This window comes from Prosthecobacter sp., from assembly GCF_044222565.1.
Classification (GTDB): Bacteria; Verrucomicrobiota; Verrucomicrobiia; order Verrucomicrobiales; family Verrucomicrobiaceae; genus Prosthecobacter.
On sequence record NZ_JBGANA010000004.1, the window covers coordinates 50,270 to 74,473 of the forward strand.

17 protein-coding genes are annotated in these 24,204 nt (G+C 61.1%); 13 read left to right on the forward strand and 4 right to left on the reverse strand.

Annotation, left to right across the window (positions count from 1 at the left end; genetic code table 11):
* The first annotated feature begins 58 nt into the window (after nt 1-58).
* From ACILSR_RS06895 to ACILSR_RS06920, 6 genes are all read left to right on the forward strand, one after another.
* Complete coding sequence (locus tag ACILSR_RS06895) at nt 59-1,129, forward strand: exo-alpha-sialidase (RefSeq protein ID WP_395749005.1); 1,071 nt, start codon at nt 59-61, stop codon at nt 1,127-1,129.
* A gap of 40 nt (nt 1,130-1,169) precedes the next feature.
* On the forward strand, nt 1,170-1,673 hold the full coding sequence (locus ACILSR_RS06900) for an RNA polymerase sigma factor (protein WP_395749006.1): 504 nt from the start codon (nt 1,170-1,172) through the stop codon (nt 1,671-1,673).
* Nucleotides 1,670-2,062: a hypothetical protein gene (locus ACILSR_RS06905; RefSeq protein ID WP_395749007.1), complete on the forward strand. Its 393-nt coding sequence runs from the start codon at nt 1,670-1,672 to the stop codon at nt 2,060-2,062. Before ACILSR_RS06900 ends, ACILSR_RS06905 begins: the two co-directional genes overlap by 4 nt.
* Entirely contained in the window at nt 2,016-3,575 is a 1,560-nt protein-coding gene (locus tag ACILSR_RS06910; RefSeq protein ID WP_395749008.1) for a hypothetical protein, read from the forward strand. Before ACILSR_RS06905 ends, ACILSR_RS06910 begins: the two co-directional genes overlap by 47 nt.
* Complete coding sequence (locus ACILSR_RS06915) at nt 3,572-5,089, forward strand: hypothetical protein (RefSeq protein ID WP_395749009.1); 1,518 nt, start codon at nt 3,572-3,574, stop codon at nt 5,087-5,089. The genes ACILSR_RS06910 and ACILSR_RS06915 overlap by 4 nt, the downstream gene beginning before the upstream one ends.
* Before the next feature lie 302 nt (nt 5,090-5,391).
* The gene (locus ACILSR_RS06920) at nt 5,392-6,633 is read left to right on the forward strand and encodes a hypothetical protein (protein ID WP_395749010.1); all 1,242 of its coding nucleotides are present in this window, start codon (nt 5,392-5,394) and stop codon (nt 6,631-6,633) included.
* Between the two features lie 6 nt (nt 6,634-6,639).
* On the opposite strand, the gene ACILSR_RS06925 is transcribed toward ACILSR_RS06920, so the two are convergent.
* The gene (locus ACILSR_RS06925) at nt 6,640-9,627 is read right to left on the reverse strand and encodes a PSD1 and planctomycete cytochrome C domain-containing protein (protein WP_395749011.1); all 2,988 of its coding nucleotides are present in this window, start codon (nt 9,625-9,627) and stop codon (nt 6,640-6,642) included.
* 84 nt (nt 9,628-9,711) lie between these two features.
* Nucleotides 9,712-11,085, reverse strand: coding sequence for a serine/threonine protein kinase (locus ACILSR_RS06930; protein WP_395749012.1), 1,374 nt, complete (start codon nt 11,083-11,085; stop codon nt 9,712-9,714).
* A gap of 100 nt (nt 11,086-11,185) precedes the next feature.
* Between ACILSR_RS06930 and proC the strand changes: the two genes are divergently transcribed.
* Nucleotides 11,186-11,989, forward strand: a complete 804-nt coding sequence (gene proC, locus ACILSR_RS06935; protein ID WP_395749013.1) for a pyrroline-5-carboxylate reductase — start codon at nt 11,186-11,188, stop codon at nt 11,987-11,989.
* 182 nt (nt 11,990-12,171) lie between these two features.
* Here proC and ACILSR_RS06940 read toward each other — a convergent pair whose 3' ends face one another.
* Nucleotides 12,172-13,038 carry a right-handed parallel beta-helix repeat-containing protein gene (locus tag ACILSR_RS06940; protein ID WP_395749014.1) on the reverse strand — a complete coding sequence of 289 codons (867 nt, stop codon included), beginning with the start codon at nt 13,036-13,038 and terminating at the stop codon, nt 12,172-12,174.
* Nucleotides 13,039-13,051: 13 nt separating this feature from the next.
* Complete coding sequence (locus ACILSR_RS06945) at nt 13,052-14,416, reverse strand: Gfo/Idh/MocA family oxidoreductase (RefSeq protein ID WP_395749015.1); 1,365 nt, start codon at nt 14,414-14,416, stop codon at nt 13,052-13,054.
* 99 nt (nt 14,417-14,515) lie between these two features.
* Between ACILSR_RS06945 and ACILSR_RS06950 the strand changes: the two genes are divergently transcribed.
* From ACILSR_RS06950 to ACILSR_RS06975, 6 genes are read left to right on the forward strand one after another with little or no spacing between them, the layout of a single operon-like run.
* Nucleotides 14,516-15,259 carry a hypothetical protein gene (locus ACILSR_RS06950; RefSeq protein ID WP_395749016.1) on the forward strand — a complete coding sequence of 248 codons (744 nt, stop codon included), beginning with the start codon at nt 14,516-14,518 and terminating at the stop codon, nt 15,257-15,259.
* A gap of 8 nt (nt 15,260-15,267) precedes the next feature.
* Nucleotides 15,268-17,607 carry a DUF1592 domain-containing protein gene (locus ACILSR_RS06955; RefSeq protein WP_395749017.1) on the forward strand — a complete coding sequence of 780 codons (2,340 nt, stop codon included), beginning with the start codon at nt 15,268-15,270 and terminating at the stop codon, nt 17,605-17,607.
* Between the two features lie 19 nt (nt 17,608-17,626).
* Nucleotides 17,627-18,895: a DUF1552 domain-containing protein gene (locus tag ACILSR_RS06960; RefSeq protein WP_395749018.1), complete on the forward strand. Its 1,269-nt coding sequence runs from the start codon at nt 17,627-17,629 to the stop codon at nt 18,893-18,895.
* Nucleotides 18,896-18,900: 5 nt separating this feature from the next.
* Nucleotides 18,901-20,592 (forward strand): hypothetical protein, encoded by a 1,692-nt coding sequence (locus ACILSR_RS06965; RefSeq protein ID WP_395749019.1) that lies wholly within the window; start codon nt 18,901-18,903, stop codon nt 20,590-20,592.
* 45 nt (nt 20,593-20,637) lie between these two features.
* Nucleotides 20,638-23,028: a DUF1592 domain-containing protein gene (locus ACILSR_RS06970; protein ID WP_395749020.1), complete on the forward strand. Its 2,391-nt coding sequence runs from the start codon at nt 20,638-20,640 to the stop codon at nt 23,026-23,028.
* A gap of 25 nt (nt 23,029-23,053) precedes the next feature.
* Entirely contained in the window at nt 23,054-24,187 is a 1,134-nt protein-coding gene (locus tag ACILSR_RS06975; RefSeq protein WP_395749021.1) for an AAA family ATPase, read from the forward strand.
* Nucleotides 24,188-24,204: the final 17 nt, after the last annotated feature.

Genomic DNA, 24,204 nt, shown 5'->3' on the forward strand with positions numbered 1-24,204 from the left:
GTATAGAAACTTCTGCTGGGCGGCGTGGTTCAAAACAGCGGGAATCCCACTCGCTGCCATGAACACATTCTCTCGACTCGCCCTCGTGGCGCTGTGTGGCCTTGCGCCTGCATCGGCGCAGGATTTTTTCCCGGAGCTGTTCAATCCCCTGGTGCCGTTTCCGCCTGCGGCGCCGGTTCAGCAAAATGTGCGGCCGGAAAACGGCCCTTGGAACAATGATGTGATCGTCTATCGCGTCCGTAGCGAGGGCGGGTTTGAAAAGCTCAGTTCCTTTGAGCGTGCCGGAGTTCCCACGCTCGCCCGCATGGCAGATGGACGGCTGATTGCGGCGCACCAGCATTTCCCGGAGAATGATCCCGCGTCCTTTGATAAAGTGGCGATCCACTTTTCCTCCGATGAAGGCAAGACCTGGACACCGGCCGTGGTGATGAAGCTCAATGGTCTGCCCACAGGCATGCGCTTCCCGTTTGACCCCACGCTGGTACCGCTGCCGGACGGGCGCGTGCGCATGTATTTCACCTCGCTGCAAGGCCGGCGCTTTGACGAAGATCTGCCACGCATCCATTCGGCGATTTCGAAGGATGGTATCGAGTATGAGTTTGAGCCCGGCGTGCGCTTCAGCATCGAAGGCCGTTCGGTCATCGACTGCGCCGTGGCGTTGCATCAGGGTGTGTTTCATCTTTTTTCGCCTGACAACGGCGAGCAGCCCAAGAGCAGGGGGCGTCCCAGTCAGGGGCCGGAGATGAGACCGACGGATGGGGTCGGTTACCACGCCACGAGCACCGATGGCCTCAATTTCACGCGCGCTGAAGATGTGAAGGTCGAGGGCCGCCGCCGCTGGCTGGGCAATGCGCAGTCTGATGGCAAAGTGATCACCTTTTTTGGCAGTGGCGAAGGCGTCTTCACCGCCAAGAGCGCTGATGGCAGAGACTGGCAGGTTTCCACGCGCTTCCCTGTCATGGGAGCCGATCCTGGAGCCGTGGCTGCAAAAGACGACGGATGGATCCTCGCGGTGACTGGCCCTCCGCGAAATCAGCCGCAGCCGTCTCTCGCGATGGATGCTCGTTGGCTGGGAGAATGGGACGGCGAATTGGTGTTCTTTGATCGGCTCAGGAATTTCGACAAATAAAAACACCCGGGTCGCGCGTCGTTTGTCAAACTGACTGCGAATGCCGCCCACCGAAGCCACCCTCACCCGACTCCATGCTGACTACGCCATCAGCGCGTATCGCTTCGCATGGTCGGTGACGAAGGATGAATCACTGGCTCAGGAAGTGGTGCAGGAATTGTTTCTCAAGCTCGCGCGAGATGCGGGTGTGATCGCCCAGGCGCAGTCGGAGAGAGCGGTGATCTTCACGCTGACGCGAAATCTGGCGCTGGATGCGCTGCGGCGGCGCACCTCGCGGGAGGATGCGATGCAGCGCTTTGCCGATGAGCTGCCGGGCTGGTTCGCGCCGTCTGGGGATGCCGAGGCGGAGGAGCCGCGCACGCAGATCACTGCGGCTCTGGCGGCTCTGCCGGAGGAGCAGCGCAGTGTGATTCACCTGCACGTGTGGGAGGAGCTGGGCTTTCGTGAGATTGGCGAACTGCTCGGGCTGCCGACACAGACGGTGGCGAGCCGTTACCGCTATGGATTGGAAAAACTGCGTGCGCAAAAACATATCCTGGTATGAAGAAAGACATCGAATCCACTCTCCGCGCCCAGAGCTGGCGCGATCCGCCACCAGAGTTTCTGGAGCGTGTTTTGAAAACGGCGATGGAAGAGTCGCAGCGGAATTGTGAAAGGCTCCGAGACTCTGTCGTGCCGAAGCGTGCGCCGCGTCTGCTGGCCCTGCTCACTTTCATTCCTCGTCCGCTGCGGCTTCCGCTGGCTGCGTGCTGGCTGCTGGCGTTCTTTTTCCGGGCGACGACGCCTGAGGCGATTCCGCAGTCCACGCTGGACAGTTACGCGAAGCTGCCGCCGCTGACACCCGCGCAGCTTCTGGCCAATCGCAAGCAAATCGAACAGCTCGCCAATGAACTCCGCCACCCGCAGCACCATGGCCCCCAGCCGCCTCTCTAGTGTACGGATCTTCCGATGGGTGGCGCCGCTGGTGTGGAACCGGCGTGTGGGCTGGACGCTCGTCTGTCTCATCTCGTTGGGCACGCTTTATTACCAATGGGAGAACAGACGCAGCGCACTTGAGCTGAAGGCGGCCCATGCGCGAATGGTGGAGCGCATTGGGACCGACGACTGGGTGGCCTTTGCTGCACCGGGAGTGCCAGATGAGCAGAATCTCTTCGCTCTGCCGGTCATGGAACAATGGCTGCACCGTGACAAGGAGCGCGTCCGCTACGTCATCCCGCAGGGAGTGTTTTTGCCGCCTGGGTTTGTGAAGCCGAAAATGATCGAGAACGAAGCAGACAAGATCTCACGTGTGGATTTCAGCGCCTGGGCGACGGGACGCGATTTGAAAGGGGAGAGGCCTGAGATGGTCATGAACCGAGAACTTGGCGATGGCAACGGCCTGCTGCCGAAGATCGCCGAGGGGCTTTCTCGGCCGTTCTCGGTGTGGAAGCCGGGGCAGCGTGAAGGGTTTGCCAAGGCAGGTGACAATCCTTATGACGCCAGCCAGCCTCATCTGGGAAATGTGAATGACACGATGCGTGACCTGGGCCTTCACCTGCGCGTGGCAGCTGCGGCGGGTGATGTGGAGAAGGCTCGCAGCTCAGCTCTCATCCTGCTGCGCTTGTTTCCAGAGTCCGCCGCCACTTCGCATTATTGGATGGTCGGCTCGCTGGTCAGTATTGCCGCACACGGTCTGGCATTTGATGCGATGCAGGATGCGCTGAGCTATCCGGCATGGGACGAGAGCGGGCTGCGAAGGCTGCAACTGCAACTGGGCAGGATCAACGATCTTGAAGTCATGGACCGAGGCATGAGCTTGGAAGTTCTGACAGGATTTGGCGCGGGCATCTACATCCGCGAAAGGTGCCGCCAAGGGTGGGATGCCACTGACGCGCTCTACTTTGGCCCTGATGACGATTCTTGGCGCAAGCAATGGGTTCGCACCGCAACCCGGCTGGCTTATGTTTACGGCCCTACCGGCTGGCATGATGCGAACACCGCCTTCTTTGCGGAGACCTACCTCGACATGCTCGGGCCAAAGGGAGAGTCTGCATGGCTGGATGGCAGGGCGCGCGGCGAGGCGCTCAAAAAACGGCGCGATGAGGAATACCGCCATCTCGACTGGAACATGCGGCGCAAAATCGGGGCGGTTTCGCTGCCGAATGTTGGCAACCTGTTTGATGCTGCTGCCGAGGTGCTTTTCCACCGGCGCTGCCTGATCATTGCGTGCGAGCTGGAGAAGCACCGGGCGAAGCAGGGTGTGTTTCCTCCTTCGCTTGATGTGGTGAAGGATGGACTCCGGCCCTTTGCTGTGAATGATCCCGCACGCCCGAAGCAGTTGCCGAGCTACCGCCTTGAGAAGGAGGGCTATGTGCTTTGGTCCCCGGGACCTGATGGTCGGGATGATGGCGGAAAGAGCGAGCAAGACTTTGTGTGGCGCATGAAATTCAATCCTGATCTCCCGTGAACTCCTGGTATTCCGTCCGATTGGCACGCTGGATTTGGTCGCTGCTTTGGACCCGCCGCGCTGCGTGGGCACTGGTCTGTCTTGTATCGCTCATCACGCTATATTATCAGTGGGAGAACTGGCGCAGTGCACGTGAGCTGGCGGGGGTGCGTCAGCGCATGGTGGAGCGGCTGGGCACGGATGATCCACTGGCTCTGATGCCGCCCAAGGTGGCTGATGAGGAAAATTACTTTGCCAATCCCGTGCTCGAAAGCTGGCTGCGTGTGACCGATCCGAAGATGGGACAGATGCAATACACGGCGCCTTCACACGCGCTGCTGCCTCCTGGCTTCATTCAGCCTGAGATTCTCGATTCCGCAGACGGGGAAATCGAAAGGCTGGTTCTGGATGCGTGGATGAAGAAACGTGGAGGGCAGGGCGACGAAACCGCTGCGACGGTGCTGGCCCGCGAGCTGGGAGATGGCAACGGCCTGCTGCCCAAGCTCGCTGAGGGACTCAACAAACCCTTCTCCATCATAAAGCCCGGCCCGCGTGAGGCCCTGGAAGCGGCAGGTGACAATCCATGGGGTGCGGTGATTCCCAACTTCTCCGGGCTAAGCGATTTTCAGCGCCAGCTAGGCCTGCACCTGCGCAGCGCCGCGCTGGCCGGAGACACGGCGAAGACGGCGAGCACGGCGCTGATCATGCTGCGTGTCAGCGAAGGCACGGCTCGCGGCGGCATGATCGGCTGCCTGGTTCCGCTGGCACTGCATGAGACAAGCTTTGATGCATTGCATGCGGCGCTGAGTCATCCGGCATGGACACCGGAGTCACTGGGCCGCCTGCAGGTGCGGCTGGGCCAGTTTGATGATCTGCAGCAGTATCAACTGGCTCACGGCCAGGAGATTCTTGGCATGTTTTTCCAGCTGGCTTACTGGCGCAGTCACCGTGCCGAAATGGGTGAACTCTTCGCCTCGCGGTCCACGAAGCCCTGGGTGTGGGAGAGGCTCGTGGAAAACTTCCTTAATTGCGGTCTGGCTCAAGGGCCGATCGGCTGGCACGATGCCAACGTGGCCTTCTACGCTGACTGCATGCTCGAGCAGCTCGGTCCGGCGGGACCCGAGGCCTGGCTGACGGCCGCGCCGCGGTGTGAAAAGGTGCTCATGCGCAGCAGGGAGGCAAACTCCTGGCCCAATCCACGTCGCTTTCTCGGTGCCATCGCCATTCCGAATGTCGGAACCATTGCAGAAGCCGCGGCGGAGAACCTTTTTCGCCGGCGCTGCCTCATCATCGCCTGCGCCTTGGAGAAGCACCGCCTGAAGCATGGCGGCTTTCCCGCCTCGCTCGAGGCCGTGAAGGAGGATCTGAAGCTCTACACGATCACCGATCCGGCACGGCCCAGCATGGAGATGGGTTATCGCCTTGAATCCGGCGGCTATCTTTTGTGGTCTGCCGGCCCCGATGCGCGCGACGACGGCGGACAGGCTGAGAAAGACTGGCTCTGGCGGATGAGACTTGCCCCGGAACGGCAGTGAACTCCTGGCGCACTTTTGGTTGGCATCATCCTGCGCGCTGAAGGCCTGCCTGACTTCTCACGCACTAATCACATGTCCACCGGCATTCCCATCATGGGCTGCGCCGTTGTGCAGTCGGGACAGAATGCTCGTGGGAACACGACGTGCTCGTGTAGCACCTGAAGGCGGATCGCAACATCGGGCGTCCTGCCGTGTTAGAGCCTGCCATAAATCCTGCTCATGCAGGTCTCGCAATGAAGTGGGAATCCTTCCCCTGTCAGGAGAGACATTGCGTGAACAGACCCTCCGAGCACTAAAACACGATGAATGCCAAACTTCTTGCCACCCTCGTCACCGCTGCGGCGGCATCGCTTTGCGCTCAATCCGTCAGTTCGCGTCCGGGCTCCACGGCGGAGCAGATCAATCAGATGTGGAGTCGTGGCCAGGCGCAGGGCGACGCGCCGGTGAAGCTGCAAAGCTTTCCGCTGCGGCTCGATGACATCGGCTACATCATCCCGCTGGGGAACATGCAAAGCGGCCACACGACGCCGAGCGACCACCTGTATCTCGTGCCAAAGGGCGCGGTGAACCAGGGACGTGGCAGCATGGGCGGCGGTCGCCCGCCCGGACAGGGCACCGGCGTGGACACGCGTGACTTCAGCCAGCTCTATGATGTCGTCGCTGTCGCCGACGGTTACATCGTCATGCTGCAGTGGCGGCCGAATCCGCAGGGAGGTCAGGCAAAGTATGATCCCAGTGTGTTTGACCGCGCTGTCGATTTGAAGGTCTTCATCGAACACTCGGCGCATGTGTGGAGCTACGTCGATCATCTCATCGAAGTCGATGCCGCCATCATGAAGCAGGTGCCCGGTGGCGTGCAGCCCGGCCAGCCGGTCAATGTGCGCATCCCGGTGAAAGCGGGGCAGGTCATCGGCAAGATTGGAAACCAGACCTTCGACTTTGCGCTGATCGACACAAGCACGATGCGTAAAGGCTTCATCAAGCCCGCTCAGTTCCTGCAGCGCGACCCGCAGAAGCCGCATGTGGTCGATCCCTTCGACTACATCGACGAGCCGTTGCGCGGCGAGTTGATCAAGAAAGACGCGCGCAAGGTTCCGCCCTACGGCGGCCGCATCGACTATGACATCGACGGCAAACTGATCGGCAACTGGTATGAGCAGGGCACCGGCGGCTACGCGGGGCTCAATCGCCGCATCGACTACTGGGTCGGCCATCTTTCCATTGTGTATCACCACCTGGATCCGAAGATCATCGTGTTCTCCATAGGCCGCTACGATGGCCGCGCCGCTCAGTTTTGGGTGAAGGGCAACAATCCTGATCCCGCAACTATCGGCGAGCAGGCCGGCGTCGTGAAATATGAACTCATCCACGGCCAGCTCGGCAGTTCTGGCCAGCCGCAAATGCGTCCGGGCGGTGAACAAGTGCAAGGCACCGCGCTGGTTCAAGTGCTGGCTGACGGAAAACTGAAGTTCGAGGCTTTTCCCGGGATCTCAGGAGAGCAGGTGCAGGGCTTCACCGAGAAGGCCAAACTTTTCGAGCGGTGAGGAACTTCACTCCTTCGAAATCGTCTCGTCAAGATTGAGCAGCACACGCGCGATCAAAGTATGTGAGTCGATGTCTCCAGGCTTGGGCTGGTGGCGTTTGAGCATGGCCACGAGCACGGCGGTTTCTTTGGCCGTGGGCTGGCGTCCGGTGCAGAGCTGGAAACCGTGGGCGATGCGGGAGGCATCATCGGCGCCGCCTTCTTTCCACATGCGCTCACCGAGGGCTTTGGCGGCGGCCATGCTGAGGGTTTCGTTCAGCGTCATGAGTGCCTGCAGCGGAGTGTTGCTCTTGGAGCGGCGGATGCAGGAGCTTTCGCCATTGGGCACGTCGAAGGTGGTCAAAAACGGGTAGGGCGTGCTGCGGCGGCGGAAGACATAGACGCTGCGGCGGTACTGGTTTGCATCTTCATCGACCTTCCAGGGGAAGGGTGCGTAGCTGGCGGGCTTTTCAAACAGGTAGGCAGGCGCGGGCGGCATGACGGGGCGGCCGCCGATGGAGGGATTGAGCAGGCCGCTGGCGGCGAGCTGGATGTCCCGCACGACCTCTCCCTCCACACGGAAACGCGGGCCGCGTGCGAGCAGGCGGTTGTAGGGATCCTTTTCCAGCAACTGTGGCGTCACCTTGCTGGACTGCTGATAGGTCTCGCTGCTGGTGATGAGACGGAGGAGATACTTGGTGCTCCAGCCATGCTCCATGAAATCGACGGCGAGCCAGTCGAGCAATGCGGGATGGCTGGGCGGAGCGCCCTGTGTGCCGAAGTCTTCGGCAGTCTCCACCAAACCGGTGCCAAACAGGGCCTGCCAGACGCGGTTCACATAAGCGCGCGCAGTGGTGGGCGATTTTTTGTCCGCCAGCCATTTGGCGAAGGTGAGTCGTGAGCCGTCGGCGTCCTTCGGCAGCGGATTGTTCAGGAAGGCGGGTACACCGGCGGTCACCTGGTTGTCCGGCTTGAGGAAATCGCCGCGCTTGAGCACGGAGGTCATGCGCGGCTCCGCGCGGCGGTCCAGCACGAGGGTGGTGGTGCCTTCAGGGTGCTGCTTCCAGACGGATTCGATCTCGTCATTGACGGGCTTCCAATCAGCCACGGTGGTACGGAAGGCGGAGAACTCGGATTTTTTGCCATAGAGCGGATCCGCCTCCGCATTGGGCGCATCGGTGACGCTGATGCGGTAGCGGCCGAGGTTCATGGTCTGCAGGTCGTCGCTGTTCCAGCCGCCGTGTTTCATGCTGAGGGTCACGGTGAGTGCGCTGTCGGCCTTGAGTTCGACGGGTTTTTCCAAAACAAAGACGGCATTGCGCGGCACATTGCGGCGTCCGGGTCCGGCATTGATGCCCCAGGCGGTGGAGGCCTTGCCATCGATTGCGTAAGCGATGGGGCCGGTGACGCGCTTGTCCTTGTCCACTTCCTTGTCGCGTGCGAAGGGGGCGAGCGGGGTGTCCTCCGCTTCGCCGAAATCGGCGGTGGCTTTGACGAATTTGAGCTTGGTGGGCTTGCCGTCGATGTTCATTTCGGCGCTGAATTCCGTGAGCGCCGCCGTGCCTTTCTGCGAACGACCGGGGCCGTAGGCGGGCAGGTTGGGGTCGTTCATGAGTTCGAGACGGAAGGCGGCAATGGTGCGGGGTGCAACGGCTGCGGCATCGTGAAAACCTTTCACCTCGAATTTCACATCGCTCTTGGTCGGGGCGTAGCCTTGGGCGAGGATGCTGCCATCGGGCTGGCGCAGGGCTTTTTCGCCGCCGGAGGGATCGTCTTCAAACTGCAGGGTATGCCACTGCGGCTGCGCGGCTTTGACGGAAGCCACCCATGCCTGCATGCGCTGCTGCCAGTCGGGGGTGTCGTGCTTGAGCTTGGCTTCGAGTTCGGCAGTGCGGGCAAGGATTTGCGTCCGCTGCATCTGCTCGGGAGCCGTGTAAACGACGCGCCAGGGTTCGTTGTCGTTGTTCAGGAAGGCAAACATGCGGTAGTACTCCTCCTGGGAAATGGGGTCGTACTTGTGATTGTGGCACTGCGTGCAGCCGATCGTGAGGCCGAGGATGCTTTTGCCGATGGTCTCCATGTGGTCAAACATGGCCTCCATGCGGAACTGCTCGGGATCCACGCCGCCTTCTTCGTTGATCATGGTGTTGCGCAGAAATCCGGTGGCGACGATTTGGTCCTGCGTGGCCTTGGGCAGCTGGTCTCCGGCGAGCTGCTGAATGATGAACTGATCGTAAGGCAGGTCGCGGTTGTAAGCGCTAATGACCCAGTCGCGGTAGAACCAGATGAAGCGCATGGGGTCTTTCTCGTAGCCGTTGCTGTCGGCGTAATGTGCGGCATCGAGCCAGTGGCGCGCCCAGCGCTCGCCGTAGTGCTGGCTGGCGAGGAGGTTGGAGACGAGATGCTGGATGCTCGCCGCGGGATCGTGTTTGTATGCCGTGGTGAAAGCGGCGATCTCCTCAGGCCGAGGCGGCAGACCGGTGAGGTCGAGGTGGAGACGGCGCAGCAGGGTTTCAGGAGACGCGGCTGCCGAGGGCTGCAGGCCTTCTTTTGCCAGGCGCTCGCGGATGAAGGCATCGATGGGATGCTTGGCTGTCGTGGGGACAGGGGGACGCACGGGTGGCTTGAAGGCCCAGTGGTCGGTTTTCTTCTCGATGTTTGCACTGGCGCTGTCCGGCCAGACGGCACCGGCATTGATCCATTCCTTGAGGCTGGCGATTTCTTCGGTGCTGAGGGGATCGCCTTTGCGCGGCATGCGCATTTTGGGATTGGTGCCGAGCACGGCGTGCATGAGGCGGCTGTCATCGGCTTTGCCGGGGAGAATGGCGATGCCGAAGTCGCCGCCTTTGAGGGCGCTGGGTTTGTGGTCCAGGCGGAAGGCGGCCTCCTGCTTGTGCGGGCCGTGGCACTTGTAGCAGTGCTGGCTGAAGATGGGCTGGATGTCGTGAACGAAATCGACCGCTGCCAGGGCAGGCGGGGAGAGCAGAAGCAGGAGAAGGGCGGGGTAGCGTTTCACTAGGTCAAAGAATACGCCGGCGGCGCATGCGAAATCAGCGCCCGGTGCATGGAGAATGCTGTCAGCCGCAAGTCGATACGGCCGCTACTGGCTGCTGCCAGCGGTCGCGGTCACCGGAGCAGCAGAGGGGGCCGCAGGGGCTGTCGCGGCGGGAGTCGGCTCTGCCGTGGCGATGGGTTTGGCAGGGCTGGCCGTTTTGGCGGCGCCCGCCGTAGCAGCGGCAGCGGGTTGCTCAGAGACAGGGGGCCTGAGGGAATACCAGGCGAAAAATCCGATGACGATGACTGCGACCAGATTGAGCGCGACGGCCACGACCACACGGCTGTTGAAAGGTTTCTTTGGAGCCTGAGCAGGTGCGGATGCGTGAACGGCTTTGGCCACGGGGACGGCTGCAGATGAGACGGCCACGGCTACGGCGACTGGGACCGCCGCCACTGCAGGTCTGCCCAAACGGGCGGTGGACTGCGGAGCGGCCGGCCGCGGAGGAGTCTGCGGGCCTGGGACCACGGCGGCCACGAAAGGGGCTGTGTGCACGCCTGGAGGAGGGGCAGCCACGACTGGTGTGGCCTGCACGGTGGGAGGAACCACTGCAGCCACCAGCGGGGTGGTCTGTGCTCCGGGTGCCATCACTGGCGCCTGCTGGGGCATGTAGGCGTAGCCGGTGTGCATGCTGAGCATCAGCATGTCCAGCGCCTGGGCGACGACCTGCGGTCGCATGTGGGGCACGGGATTGAGCAGCCAGGCCAGCCAGTCGCGCAGGGGTGGATCGATGTCCGGCCGCATGTGGTGGAGCATCATACCGGCACTGAAGGAGTGCCAGTCGCGCATGATTTCCTCCACCTCAGTGGCCTGGGTGGGGGTGCTGTTGGTGGCGAGGCAGAACAAGCTGCCGCCGGCGGTGAAGAGATCGCTCTGCGTGGTGGGCAGGCCGCCTGCGTGTAGTTCCGGTGCGCGGAACCAGAGGGTCTCGTCCGGGTGGCTCTGGCGCGCCAGCGAGAGGCCCCAGTCCTGCACCTGAAGAAACAGGCCGCCGCCGGGTTGATCGGCGATGATGAGATTGCTCGGCTTGGGATCGCCATGGGGCTGGCGCAGGTGCTCGCCCACCAGCAGGGCATGCATCAGCTGCATGGCCAGGGCGCGGAGATCCGCAGGCGTGAGGCTGCGCTGCGCTGCGAGGGTGCGGGCGTTTGTGCCCGGCATGAATTCAGACACGATGGCAAACTCCTCCTCCGTGGGAAGCAGGGTGATGAGTCCCGCGATCTGAGGATGCCGCATCTGCATGAGCGCGGGGGCCAGCTGCTGGAGACGCTGCCGATCCAGCGGATGGGCGGTCTCGTGATCTGGAAGCAGGGCTTTGATGAGCACCTTGCGGCCGGTCATCGTTTCCACTCCGCGATACACTTTGGCAGAGGGCCCGGCGGCGATGATCTTTTCGGGCTGAAAGTGGTCGGGGTTCATTTTTAGCGACGATTTGTACGAGCATGGCAAAGATGGGGGGTGTAACGCAAGACAAGATTGGCGTACTTGCACGGAGCCGCATCTGCCCCACAGTCGCGCCATGATGAAACTCGGACTGATCGGCTGTGGAAAAATGGGCGGCGCGCTGCTGCGTGGGGTGGAGCAGGCACTGGGCAAGGCAAGCCTGAACGTGGCGCTGAGCGACGTGATGCCCGAGGCGGTGAACTCGCTGCGCAAATGCCTGAGCTGCAAATCCACCACCGGGACTCCGGCGGAGGTGGCGGCGGCATCCGACGTGATCATCCTCGCGGTGAAGCCGGCGGACATGAAGGCGCTGTGCGAGGCGCTGGCGCAGGTGAAAGGCTCGCGGCTTTACCTGAGCATCGCTGCGGGCATTTCGCTGGCGAATTTGGAAAACTGGCTGGGCGGGAAGCAGCGGGTGATCCGCAGCATGCCGAACACCCCCGCGCTGGTGGGCAAGGGGGCCGCGGCTTTTTCTCGCGGCCGCACTGCGACTGCCAAGGACGCCGCGCTGGCTGCGAAGATTCTCGGGGCCGTGGGCACGGGGGATGAAGTGGCGGAAAAACTTCTGGATGCCGTCACCGGACTCTCCGGCAGCGGACCGGCGTATGTCTATACGGTGATCGAGGCGCTGGCCGATGGCGGCGTGCTCATGGGCCTGCCCCGCGCTGCGGCGCTGCGTCTGGCTGCGCAAACGGTGGCGGGAGCGGCGGAGATGGTGCTGAGCACGGGCAAACACCCTGCGCCTCTACGCGATGAAGTCACAAGCCCCGGCGGCACGACCATCGCCGGATTGGAAAAGCTGGAGCAGCATGGGCTGCGCAACGCGATGATCCAGGCCGTGCGCGCCGCGACAGAGAAAAGCAAGGCACTGGGGGCGTGAGAAAAGTACGATGGGCGCTAAGGCCCGGCGATCAGCGGCACGGTAAGCTCCAACGTTTGCTCCAATCCCTGGCGGCGGCGCTGGGGGTGGGTGCGCCAGACAAGAGTAGCTATTGCAGCTCAAACTTCCTACGTCTGGTCGTCCGGGCGGAAGAGTGGCTGCCTGATTAGTTGCTCGTTGATTTAGGGTTTCAGCCACTCGTTGCCGGACTGCTCCACCTGTGCGCCATCGCGTATGACGATGTCCTGGGTTTGGTGGTGGATGCGGCAGCGGGTGACTCGGTGGGATTTTCCTTCGAGGAAGAAACCGGCCGCTGTGTTGTGATGCACCTCACAATTCGTGTAGGTGGTGACGCTGTCATTGACATCGGCCACACCACCGGCGGAGGAGCCGTTCCAGGCGATCTCGGAATCGAAGACGTCCATCTGCACGGTTTCGTGGGCGCTGATGCCTTCATCGCCATTGGAGAAGGCTTTCACGTTTTCGAGACGGATGCCGATGCGAGGGCCGTGGATGTTGAAGCCGTCATTGGCGGCGTGCAGGGCAGTGATGTTTTTGATGGTGATGTAGGAGCAGGCGATGTTGACACAGCTGGCGAGGCCTGCAGGTGGCAGAAAGATTTTGGCGGAGCCGGGGGACTTGCCCTCAGGCCAGCGGAAGTAGAAGGAGCCGTCGGCTTTGAAACCCATCTGGCCGGGTTTGAGTGAATCAGGGGCGGTGTAGAGGACTTTGCCTTTCTCGCTACTTTTTTGCTCGGCGGCGCGGTCGCGAGTGATGCGGATGGGGACTTCCTCGATGAAAAGGGCGGCGCGCTGCACGTCTTCCACGGGCGGATGTTTTTCAAAAGGGCCGCGGGAGATCCAGACATCGCCCTGCTTTTCCCAATCGTGGGAGGTGATGTCGATGCCGAGATCGATGATCATGCCTTTGCCGTCGAAGACGGCGGGCTTGTCAGGAGTGCCGCCGTCTTTGAGGGTGAGGGGTGTGTGGCGGATTTCCTGGGAGTAGGCAGTGAAAACGAGAGAGAGGAAGAGGGCGAGCCGATGCATGGGCGGGTGATGTTTAGGCTTTCCAGAGGTCTTCGCCGTAGCTCCAGCCTTCACGCACGGGTTCTTTGATCCAGGAATCGAATTCGGGCGCGCCTTTGACCTTCATGTTGGCGGCATCCCACTCGATGGTTTTGCCGGAGCGGATAGCCATGACGCCGGTGCTGACGAGTTCGGTGAGCGGGCAGGCGTAGTCGAAGTGGGAACCTGCATGCGGGATCGTGCCGCGGATGGCGGCGAAGAGCTCGCCGATGGGCTCGCCGGCGACGGAGCGAGGCAGAGGCTTGCGGCGGAGGATGTCGATGATGGGTGTCATGCGCTCGCGGGGCCAGAGCTGCGGGCTCTGCACGCGCATGCCTTCGGAGAATAGGGTCTCCTTGCTGCCCTTCATGATCATGCCGTTGTCGGGCAGGCCTTTTTCCATGCCGGGAAGTTTCTCGGGGAGAAGGCCGCCTTCATACCAATGGATCTGCACTGGCGGCATTTCGCCACGAGCGGCGAAGTGGAAGATGATGTGGGACTTGGGCGCGGTGTAGCCTTTGAAGTCGCCGGGCTGCTGCTCGACGACTTCGACTTTCTCTGGCATGCCGAGTTGAAGGGTCCAGAAGGGGGCATCGAGGCAGTGGCAGCCGATATCGCCGAGCCCGCCGCAGCCGTAGTTCCACCAGCCGCGCCAGAACTGCGGCATGTATTGGGAGTTGTATTCAGCATCAGCCACAGGCCCCTGCCAGAGCTTCCAGTCCACGTCTTTGGGCACAGGCTCGCCTGCGGGGACTTGGGTGGGGAATTTCGAGAGGAAACCGACTTTGCTGATGGGGCGGTCGGTCCAGCAGTGGACTTCGCGCACCTCGCCGAGGACACCGGCTTCGAACCATTCCTTCACAAGGCGGATGCCTTCCCAGCAGTGGCCCTGATTTCCCATGACGGTTTGCACGCCGTATTTTTTGGCGGCTTTTTGCAGAGTGCGCACCTGCCAGATGTTATGCGCGAGAGGCTTCTGAACGAAGACGTGTTTCTTCGCCTCCATGGCAGCCATGGCCGCGGCGAAGTGGGTGTGATCCGGAGTGGAGATGAGGACGGCGTCGATCTCGCCGCCTTTTTTGTCCAGCATTTCGCGGAAGTCGGTGAACTTGGGGACAGAAGGGTGTTTTTTGGCCTGCTCAAAGGCGCTGCGGCCGCCGAGGTCGCGCCAGTCCACATCGCAGAAGGCGACGATTTCCTCATCGCGGGAGGCCTGCACCGCGCCACCGCCCATATTGCCGATGCCGACGCAAGCGACGCGGATTTTTTGCTTGGCGTCAGCCGCGCGGAGGATGTTGGGTCCGGCGAGGGCGCTGAGGGCGGCGGTCTTGAGAAAGTGGCGGCGGGGGAGGCTTGTCATGACGGAAGACAGGAACGGTGAAAGAGAGGCTGCCTTGCCACGATCCTGGGGATTTTCCGCAAGCTCACAGGCTCGGCCTCGTTGTATGCGCCTCTTTGCATGAAAACCAGTCTTTTGGCCCTTGTCCTCACTCTCTCCAGCGCCACAGCGGCCGATCTGAAACCGCTAATGGCGCAGCCTGATCAGGTGGTGCTGCAGGATGATTTTTCCAAAGCGGGGCCGCTGGAGAAAACGCGCTGGGGGCCGCGGCAGGGAACGCAGTGGGTCATCGCGGACGGGGTGCTGCTGGGCAAGCCATCCTCGGCGGAATACCGGGCGAAAAGGAAGGACCATTTTGGCTATGAGCCGCGAATTTCCTCGCCAGCCACCCCGGCGCAGTGCATCGCGCAGTTTTCAGTGCGGTTCAGCGGTGGGAGCGAGACGCCCATCGCGCCGTTCATCGAGCTGGGGCACCACATCTGCCGGCTGCACCTGACGAAAAACGGCGTGGAGATGCTGGCGGATCATGAATCCGTGAAGGTGGCGGAGGCCAGAGAATTTAAGTTTGAACCCGGCAAGTGGTACCACGTGATGGCGGAACTGAAGGGCGAGGAAGCAGTGGTGCAGTTTGCCGACGGGCCGACGCTGTATGCAAAACATGCGATCTTCGCGAAGCCGGTGGAAAGCGGTGGCAACGGGCTGGGCATCGCCGGGCCGAAGGATGGCAGCGTGGAGCTGGACAATGTGACACTGTGGAGTGTCAAAGCCGAGGAACAGGTGTCGTGGGCGGCAAAACGTGTTACTTTGCCGAAGCTGGAGCCGGTGCCGTTTGCGAAGACCAAGGGCAAGGCGAAGGCGGAATGATCTCTCTCATGAAGTGTCCATTGATATGCCTTGCCGCCATCTCCACGATTCTGGGCGGGCGGTGCTTTGCCGAACTGCCACAGGGGGCTTCTGCGTTTCTCGACCAGCACTGCGCGGAGTGCCATGACGCGGACGTGAAGAAGGGCGGGCTGGATCTGGGGGCGCTGAAGTTTGACCTGGCGAATGCGGATGCGTTTCAGGGGTGGCAGAAGGTGTTTGAACGGGTGCGGGATGGCGAGATGCCGCCGAAGAAAAAGCCGCAGCCTGCGAAGGCGGAGGCTGAGAAGTTTCTGAGTGCGCTGAAGCCGGAGCTGCTGAAGGCGGACGCGGCGGACATAGCTGCGAACGGGCGGGTGCGCAGCCGCAGGCTGACGCGGACGGAGTATGAAAACACTTTGCACGATCTGCTGGGGATCGACATGCCGCTGCAGGTGCTGCTGCCGGAGGACCGGGCGTCGTATGGATTTGAAACGGTTGCGGCGGGGCAGCAGCTTTCGCAGCATCTGCTGGCGCGTTATTTGGATGCAGCAGACATCGCGCTGACGGATGCGTTTCAAAGGGTGCTGAAAGGGGACGAAACCTTTCAAAAGCACTACACGCCGGAGATGCTGGCGAAGGAGCGCAGGGGGAATTATCGGGGACCGGACCTGCGGGATGGCAAGAGCATTTCGTGGCCGATGACGCTGCAGTTTTTTGGCCGGACGCCGACGTACGTGCCGGATGACGGGTGGTATCGCATCACGCTGCATGGGGTGCAGGCCATCAATCCCGGTGAGGATGGCACGGTGTGGGGCACGCTGCGCTCGGGCGAGTGTGAGTCGAACGCGCCGATGCTGTACATGATCGGGCTGGTGGAGGCCACAAGTGCGCCGCGTGATCTGGTGTATGAGGCGTGGATCCAAAAGGGCCACCGGCTGGAGCTGAAGCCGAATGATGCCACGCTCAAACATCCGCCCACGGGTGCGAAGGGAGGCAATGTATCCTTCAAAGGGCGCGATCTGGCGAAGGAGGGCTACGAGGGCATCGCACACACGGGCATCGACATGGAGCGCATTTATCCGAATGCGGACCATGCGACGGTGCAGAAGGATTTGTTTGGTGATGAGGATGTAAAGAAGCTGAACGCGGCCACAGTGGACAAGCTGATCACCCGCTTTGCTAGGCGTGCCTTCCGACGGCCGGTGACGGAGGAGCAGACGGCGGCGTATCGGGAGATCGCGCACAAGGCTTTGGCAGATGGAGATGCGCCGACAGAAGCGCTGCGCATCGCGTATCGCGCCATTTTGTGCTCGCCGCGATTTTTGACGTTTGTGGAGACGCCGGGGAAGCTGGATGATTTTGCCATCGCCTCGCGGCTGAGCTACGCGCTTTATGCCTCGATGCCCGACTACAAGCTCATGGAAGCTGCCAAAGAAGGGAAGCTGCATGACCCGCAGGTGCTGGGGCAGCAGGTGGACCGTATGCTGGCGAATGCGAAGGCGCGGCGCTTTGTTGAAAGTTTTACGGACCAGTGGCTGAAGCTGAAGGAGATCGACTTCACCACGCCGGACACGCGGCAGTTTCCCACGTTTGATTCGGTGGTGCAGGAGTCGATGCTGCAGGAGACGCGGACATATTTTGCGGACCTGATCAAGCGGGATCTGAGCGTGACGAATCTGGTGGAGTCAGACTTCGCGTTTCTCAATGGGAGGCTGGCGCGGCACTACCGCACGGAGGCATCTGTTAAAGTGGGTGAAGGATTGCAAAAGGTGAAGCTGGGCGCGAAGGACATTCGCGGCGGGCTCGTCACGCAGGGGGCGATTCTCAAAGTGACGGCGGATGGCACGAGCACCTCGCCGGTGGTGCGGGGGCTGTTCATCAATGAGCGCATTCTGGGCAACCGCATTCCACCGCCGCCGCCGGGAGTGCCCGCCATCGAGCCGGACATTCGCGGAGCGACTTCGATACGTGATCAGCTGGCCAAACACCGCAGCAACGAGAGCTGCGCGAGCTGCCATCAAACAATTGATCCGCCAGGGTTTGCGCTGGAGAATTTCGATCCCGTGGGCGTGTGGCGCACGGGCTACGGCAAGAACAACAAGGGCGCCCAGGTGGATGCGTCCGGCACGACGCCTGAAGGCGGGACGTTCATGGACATTCATTCCTGGCAACGACTTTACGCTGGGAACCCTGATCAGCTCGCGCGTGGATTTGCCACGCATTTTCTGACTTACGCCACCGGTGCGCCGCTGCGCTTCAGCAACGATGAGGCGCTGGAGAAGGTGGTTTCAACGACAACGCAAAACGGGCATGGAATGCGCTCCTTGATTCGCGCTGCTGTCTTGAGTGATATTTTCCTGAGCAAGTAACTGATTCCCTCTTTCGAATATGAAAAACGTCCATTTCAATTTTGGTGCCCATGTTTCACGCCGTGCCGTTCTGCGTGGCGCGGGCGTGGCACTGGGACTTCCCATGCTGGAGGCGATGACGCCGGCGTTTGCGGCGGTGAAGGAAACGAAGCAGGCGAAACGCTTTGTGGGGGTGAGCATGGCCCTGGGGCTGCACAATCCGAATCTGGTGCCGGAGGGCGCGGGGCGTGGGTACAAGGCTTCGCGGTATTTGCAGAGCATCCAGGATCTGCGGGAGGACTTCACGGTAGTGTCGGGTTCGTCACATCCGGGTGTTACGGGCGGGCACACGGCGGAGGGGAGCATTTATTCGGCGTGTCCGAATGCGCGCGGGGCGACCTCGCGCAACACGATCTCGCTGGATCAGCTGATGGCCAAGCAGCTGGGGCATGAGACGCGGTTTCCCTCGCTGGTGCTGAACACGAACAGCCAGACGAGCCCGTCCTACACGGAGAACGGCTCGATGATTCCGGCGGAGAACAGTGCGATGCGGCTGTTCACGCGGTTGTTTGTGAATGATTCGCCGGCTGAGCAGGAGAGGCAGGCGGAGCTGATCCGCAGCGGGCGCAGTGTGATGGATGTGGTGGGCGCAGAGGCGAAGACTTTGCAGCGTGAGCTGGGCGCGGGAGACCGCGAAAAGCTGGATGCGTGGTTTACCAGCGTGCGCGATCTGGAGAAGCGGCTGGCCGCTAATGAAGCGTGGACGCACAAGCCGAAACCAAAGGTGAAACTGCTGCCGCCAACGAAGATCCCGCGGGACAACGAGGTAGCGGTGGATGGCATCTTCTTGGACATCATCCACATGGCGCTGGCCACAGACAGCACGCGGTTTGTCACGCTGCACATCACGGGCAACAACGTGCAAGGAATTGAAGGCGTGGATGAGAGCTATCACAATCTCAGCCACCACGGCATGGACGAGGAAAAGCTGGCGCAGCTGGCCATTGTGGAGCAAGGCGTGATCAATCAATGGGGAGGCTTTCTGCGGAAGCTGAAGGCGGACAAGCTGCTGAATGACACGATGGTGCTGCTCACTTCGAACCTCGGAAACGCCTCCGCGCATGACAACAAGAACATGCCTGTGCTGTTTGCGGGCGGTGGATTTAAGCACGGGCAGCACCTGGCGTTTGACCAGAAGAACAATTATCCGCTGCCGAACCTGTACTTGAGCGCGCTGCATCGCCTAGGGCTGCAGGATGAACGATTTGCCACGGGCGAGGCGGAGATGGATGGGCTGGCAACGGTTTGAACAGCATGAAGAAAATTGCACTCTTTGCTTTCATTGCGTCTGTGGGGCTGCAGGCGGGGGAGGTCATGCCGGGGCCGTTTGGGATCGGGAGCTGCCATGTGAACAATCGTTCTGCGCGTGACAATGAGCGGTGGATGCCGCAGATGGAAAAGATCGGACTGAAGTACAACCGCTCGGCGCATACGGGCTGGGGTGAGGTGGAGCCTGAGGAAGGGAAGTGGCACTGGCAGACGCTGGATGAGCAGCTTGCGTATTTTTCAGCGCATCATTTTGAAACGGGAGGAATGCTGATTGGCAACCCGAAGTGGAACTCGCTGGATGCGCGGGGGAATCTGCCAGTGAACCATCTGGCCGGGTGGTCTTCTTATGTGAAGGCGGTGGTGGGGCATGCGAAAGACAGGATCAAGCTCTGGGAGGTGTGGAATGAGCCGCCGAACTTCACGGGGCGTGAACAAACGCCGGCGGATTACGCGAAGATCGTGATGGCGGCGTATGATGCGGCGAAGGCGGCCGATCCGGAATGCCGGGTGGGATTGGCTGCGAAGTCGGCGCACATCAACTACCTGGAGCAGGTGATCAAGGCGGGGGCGAAGGATCATTTCGACTACATCACGCTGCATCCGTATGAAGTGCTGGATGGCATCGTGGACAACGCGGGCACGGAGGCGGTGTACATGAACATCGTGCCCGCTTTGCGTAAAATGCTGACGGTGCAGAATCCCGCAAAGGCGCTGGTGCCGGTGATCTTTACGGAGCTGGGGTGCGATGTAAAAAAGGGTGCGGACGCGCAGGCGCATGCGCTGATCAAGGCCTACACGATGGGCATCGCGCAGGGTGTTTCTTGCATTCACTGGTTTGAAGGACGAGATGGCGACAGCGGGCCGCTGGGGCTGCTGGATGGCAAAGGAGAGGCGCGGCCGGCTTATACAGCGATGGCGCAGATGATTGAGCACCTGGGGCAGCGACCGGATTATCTGGGATGGGTGCTCTTAAATGGGAAGCACTACGGATTTGTGTTTCAGGGGCCGAAGGGCGCGGTGCTTGTCACGTGGGCGTATCGTGGGATGGCGGAGAAGGTGAGCTTGGGGGAGAAGGTCGCGATGGTGGATGCGGTGTCCGGGGCGAGGACCGAGGGGGAGAGTTGCGTGCTATCGTCGGCGCCTGTTTTTGTTCTCAATGTTCCGCCGGTGATGCTCGAGCAGGCGAAACGCAATCAAGGCAAGGCATTGCCGTGGGGCGGGGATTTCAGCCACGCGAAAACGGTTTCGATCACGATGGGGGACCATGCGGAGGAGAAGGGACTGCACTCGCGCTCTGGCGATGCGGTGGCGGCGGCTGTGCTGGGATATGGCGGCTCCGCACGCGCGGGCAATGTGCCGGGGGGAAATCTGTTTCTGGTGGATCCGGGCTTCCTTTCGTATGAAGCGGTGCCCATTGAGATCAGCGTGGTGGTGCGGCGCAATCCGGCGAATGACAATGCGGGGTTCAAACTGGTGTATGAATCCACAAATGGCTTCAAGACGGCGGGCGGTTGGTACACGGTGCCGGACAACAAGGAGTGGCACACGGTGCGCTGGAAGATCAAGGATCCGCAGTTTGTGAACTACTGGGGCTACAATTTTTCGCTCGTGTCTGACGGGAATGTTTTCAACAAGTATTACATCCAGAGCGTGACGGTGACGAAGCTCGACGAGTGAAGAGCGCCGGGAGCGGCGTTTAATGGAGGCAGTACCAATCCGCACATGAAGCACTTCGGGTTCCTCGTTCTTTCTCTCTTCTCCTCAGCCGCCGTTGCCGCGGCGCCTGAATTCCAGCCTTTTCTGGAGCAGCACTGCATGGATTGTCATGATGGTGAGGTGAAAAAGGGAGGGCTCGATCTGTCCAGCCTGCCGACTGATGGCAAGGACGCCGCTGCGCTGAAAAAATGGGTGCGGGTGTTTGATCGCGTGGCGGCAGGCGAGATGCCGCCGCCGAAGAAAAAGCAGCAGCCTTCTGCCGATGCGGTGCAGGATTTCATGGCGTCGCTGGGGGCGGATCTGAGCACCAAATACAATGCGCGGAAAGGCACGGTGCTGCGCCGGCTGAACCGCAACGAGTACCAGAACACGATCAATGATCTGCTGGGGGTGAGTGTGAATGTGACCGATGCCCTGCCGGAGGACGGACGCGCGCAGGGTTTTGACAACATCGGCGAAGCGCTCTCGATTTCCGGCATTCAGATGCTGCGATACATGGAGGCGGCGGAGCTGGCGCTGAATGCAGCCTTCTCGCTGGAAACGCGGCCGGAGAAAAAGACGCAAAGCGCGACGCTGGAGAGCGACCGGAACAAGGAGAACCTGGGCAAGCAGTGGCTGAAGCGGGATGACGGAGCGATCGTGGTCTTCAATGACGGTGGATACCCCAGCACGGTGATCCCGAATCTACGGTCGAAAGCCGCAGGGATGTACAAGGTGCGTGTGACCGGCTATGGCTACCAGATCGAGGAGCCGGTGGTGTTTGCGCTGCTTACGGGCAGTTTCAATTTCCGCAATGCGGACACGCGAACGCGCAGTTTTCATGAACTTCCTGTGGGCAAAGCAGGGACGGTCGAGATCACGCTGCACATGCCGCAGAACCATGGCATTTGGATCAGTGCCCAGGGACTGAACGGGCCCGATGGGCATTCGGCGGTCAAGGATGGTCCGGACAAATACCCGGGTGAGGGAATGGCGCTGCAATCCGTGGAGCTCGAAGGTCCCTTCATCACGGAGTGGCCGCCGCGTGCGCAGACCCTGCTGCTGGGAGATGCGAAGCTGAAGGAACTGCCGCCCGAAAAACCCTGGATGAAGGGCAAGTACAACTACAAGCCGACCTACACTGCCGAATGCGCGGATCCCGTGGCGACTTCGCGGAAAACGCTGCCTTCATTTTTGGCCGCCGCATTCCGGCGTCCGGTGAGCGCTGCTGAAGCGGAACCGTATTTCAAACTGTTCGATGCGGAATGGAGCGAAAGCCACGATTACCTCATCGCCATCCGCACCGCGGCCATCGGTGCACTGTGCTCGCCTGATTTTTTGTATCTGAAGGAGCCGGACGGCAAGCTCAATGACGCGCAGCTGGCCACGCGCCTGGGCTACTTTCTCACGCGCAGCGCACCAGATGCGGAACTGCTGGCTGCGCATGTGAGCCAGCCCGAAGTGATGCGCGCACAGACGGAGCGCCTGCTGAAAAGTGACAGGCTGGAGCGCTTCATTGCGGACTTCACGGATGGCTGGCTGAACCTGCGTGAAATCGAGTTTACCACGCCGGACAAGCAGCTTTATCCGGAATACGACAGCCTGCTGCTGGACTCCATGCTGCGTGAAACGCGCGGCTTCATCGCGGAGCTGGTGAGGAGCAATCTGAGTGTGTCCAATCTGATCCAGAGTGATTTTGCGATGCTGAACTCCCGTCTTGCCCGGCATTATGGCATCGCCGGTGTAAGCGGACTTGAGATGAGGAAGGTCAAGATTCCTGATGGCAGCCATCGCGGCGGTGTTTTGACGCAGGCGAGTGTGCTGAAAGTCTCGGCGAACGGAACGAACACATCGCCGGTGGTGCGGGGGATTTTTGTGATGGACCGCCTGCTGGGCATGGAGCCGCCCCCGCCGCCACCGGGGGTGCCTGGAGTGGAGCCCGACATCCGTGGAGCAACGACGCTGCGCGAGCTGCTCGACAAGCATCGCAACATGGAGAGCTGCAACGGCTGCCATCGGGTGATCGATCCGCCGGGCTTCGCGCTGGAGAGCTATGACGTGATCGGCGGCTGGCGTGACCGCTTCCGCAGCATCGACAAAGGAGAGCAGGTGAATCTGAAGGTGGATGGCCGCCGTGTGCGCTATCGCCTGGGACCGCCGGTGGACGCTGCAGGAGAACTCAGCACCGGGGCAAAATTTGCCGGCATGGAGGAGTTCCAAAAAATACTGCTTTCCGACCAGGACCGAGTGGCGCGCTGCATCGCGGAGAAAATTCTGACCTTTGCCACCGGCCGTGCCATGGGGTTCGCCGACCGCGGCGAGATCGACAAGATCGTCACACAATCGAAGGCACGCGGGCACGGAATGCGGGATCTGATTTTAGCCGTGGTGCAGAGCGGGATTTTCAGGAGCAAGTAATGGTGCTTCTATGGCGCCATAAGTCATGTCACAGTCGAACACACCTCAAGGCGAACAGGGAAAACGCAGGCCGTTCCTAGTCGAAAATGTCTATGAAAAGGAGACGACAGAGTCTTTCATCGAAAGGCATTTCCGTGACCGCACCCTGCACCGCTGCCGATGCGTGGCCGAGTTCGACGTGGATGTCATCGCGGAACAGTACGGTGCTGACCTCGCACGAAGCGGGCAGGAGCTGGAGCCGGATCCGGTGGGCAAAGAAATTCGAGCCTACTGGACCATGATGCTGTTCCGAAGGTCGGAAAGGTCGTTCTGGCTTTTCATGATCAAGTCCAACAGCTCCTATGGCGCTAAAGAGCGCGAAAAGGAGTACACACTGACGGTCACAGCCGACTCGCCCAGGAGCGCCGCAGAGGATGCCATGATGCTGCGGAAGCACTTCACTGCGAGTGATGACGCCCCCGGATTTTTCCTGGTGACAGATGTGAGAAGGCCGAAACGCATTCCGCTGAAGCCGGAGTATGCGCTTTCAGATGAAATGCTGAATCTGCACTACGGTGCGGACTTTGCGGAGTGGTGTGCCCGTTTCGGCCGCGGCCTGGGGCAGAGCGGTCTTTCCATTCTGCGGGGCAAGCCCGGTACGGGCAAAACTTCGTTTCTGCGCCATCTGATCTATTCTCTGACAGAGACGCACCGGTTCTACTACCTGCCGGTGGACTCCTTTGGGCTGCTGCGGACGAACATCTCCGACTTCCTCGCGAACGAAAGGAGACGGTTCAAAGACGCGGTGCTGGTTCTGGTGCTCGAAGATGCGGAACAGCTGCTGCTGGACCGGCATGACCTGCGTGACGGGCTGGCCTCCAGTCTTTTGAATTTCACCGATGGATTTATCGGAGACATCGTGCAGGCGCACCTCATCTGCACCATCAACAGCGAGGTGAAGGATCTGGATGCAGCAGTGCTCCGGCCCGGCAGGCAGAGATTTTTCCGTGAATTTGATCTGCTGGACTGGGAGCGGGCGGCCATGCTGGCGGAGAAACTCGGAGTGCGGCTCTCCGAGGAGCGTCCGTACTCGCTGGCGGAACTGTACCATTTCAAGGATGTGCAAAATACTGAACGGATGATGCGCCACGAGCGCACAATCGGCTTTTCGGTGGAATGAAGCCTTAGTGTTTGACC

Bases quoted from the DNA above. Each gene is read 5' to 3' on its own strand.
- ACILSR_RS06895 (WP_395749005.1), top strand. From the start codon at position 59: ATGAACACATTCTCTCGACTCGCCCTCGTGGCGCTGTGTGGCCTTGCG.
- ACILSR_RS06900 (WP_395749006.1), top strand. From the start codon at position 1,170: ATGCCGCCCACCGAAGCCACCCTCACCCGACTCCATGCTGACTACGCC.
- ACILSR_RS06905 (WP_395749007.1), top strand. From the start codon at position 1,670: ATGAAGAAAGACATCGAATCCACTCTCCGCGCCCAGAGCTGGCGCGAT.
- ACILSR_RS06910 (WP_395749008.1), top strand. From the start codon at position 2,016: ATGAACTCCGCCACCCGCAGCACCATGGCCCCCAGCCGCCTCTCTAGT.
- ACILSR_RS06920 (WP_395749010.1), top strand. From the start codon at position 5,392: ATGAATGCCAAACTTCTTGCCACCCTCGTCACCGCTGCGGCGGCATCG.
- ACILSR_RS06930 (WP_395749012.1), bottom strand. From the start codon at position 11,085: ATGAACCCCGACCACTTTCAGCCCGAAAAGATCATCGCCGCCGGGCCC.
- proC (WP_395749013.1), top strand. From the start codon at position 11,186: ATGATGAAACTCGGACTGATCGGCTGTGGAAAAATGGGCGGCGCGCTG.
- ACILSR_RS06940 (WP_395749014.1), bottom strand. From the start codon at position 13,038: ATGCATCGGCTCGCCCTCTTCCTCTCTCTCGTTTTCACTGCCTACTCC.
- ACILSR_RS06945 (WP_395749015.1), bottom strand. From the start codon at position 14,416: ATGACAAGCCTCCCCCGCCGCCACTTTCTCAAGACCGCCGCCCTCAGC.
- ACILSR_RS06950 (WP_395749016.1), top strand. From the start codon at position 14,516: ATGAAAACCAGTCTTTTGGCCCTTGTCCTCACTCTCTCCAGCGCCACA.
- ACILSR_RS06955 (WP_395749017.1), top strand. From the start codon at position 15,268: ATGAAGTGTCCATTGATATGCCTTGCCGCCATCTCCACGATTCTGGGC.
- ACILSR_RS06960 (WP_395749018.1), top strand. From the start codon at position 17,627: ATGAAAAACGTCCATTTCAATTTTGGTGCCCATGTTTCACGCCGTGCC.
- ACILSR_RS06965 (WP_395749019.1), top strand. From the start codon at position 18,901: ATGAAGAAAATTGCACTCTTTGCTTTCATTGCGTCTGTGGGGCTGCAG.
- ACILSR_RS06970 (WP_395749020.1), top strand. From the start codon at position 20,638: ATGAAGCACTTCGGGTTCCTCGTTCTTTCTCTCTTCTCCTCAGCCGCC.
- ACILSR_RS06975 (WP_395749021.1), top strand. From the start codon at position 23,054: ATGTCACAGTCGAACACACCTCAAGGCGAACAGGGAAAACGCAGGCCG.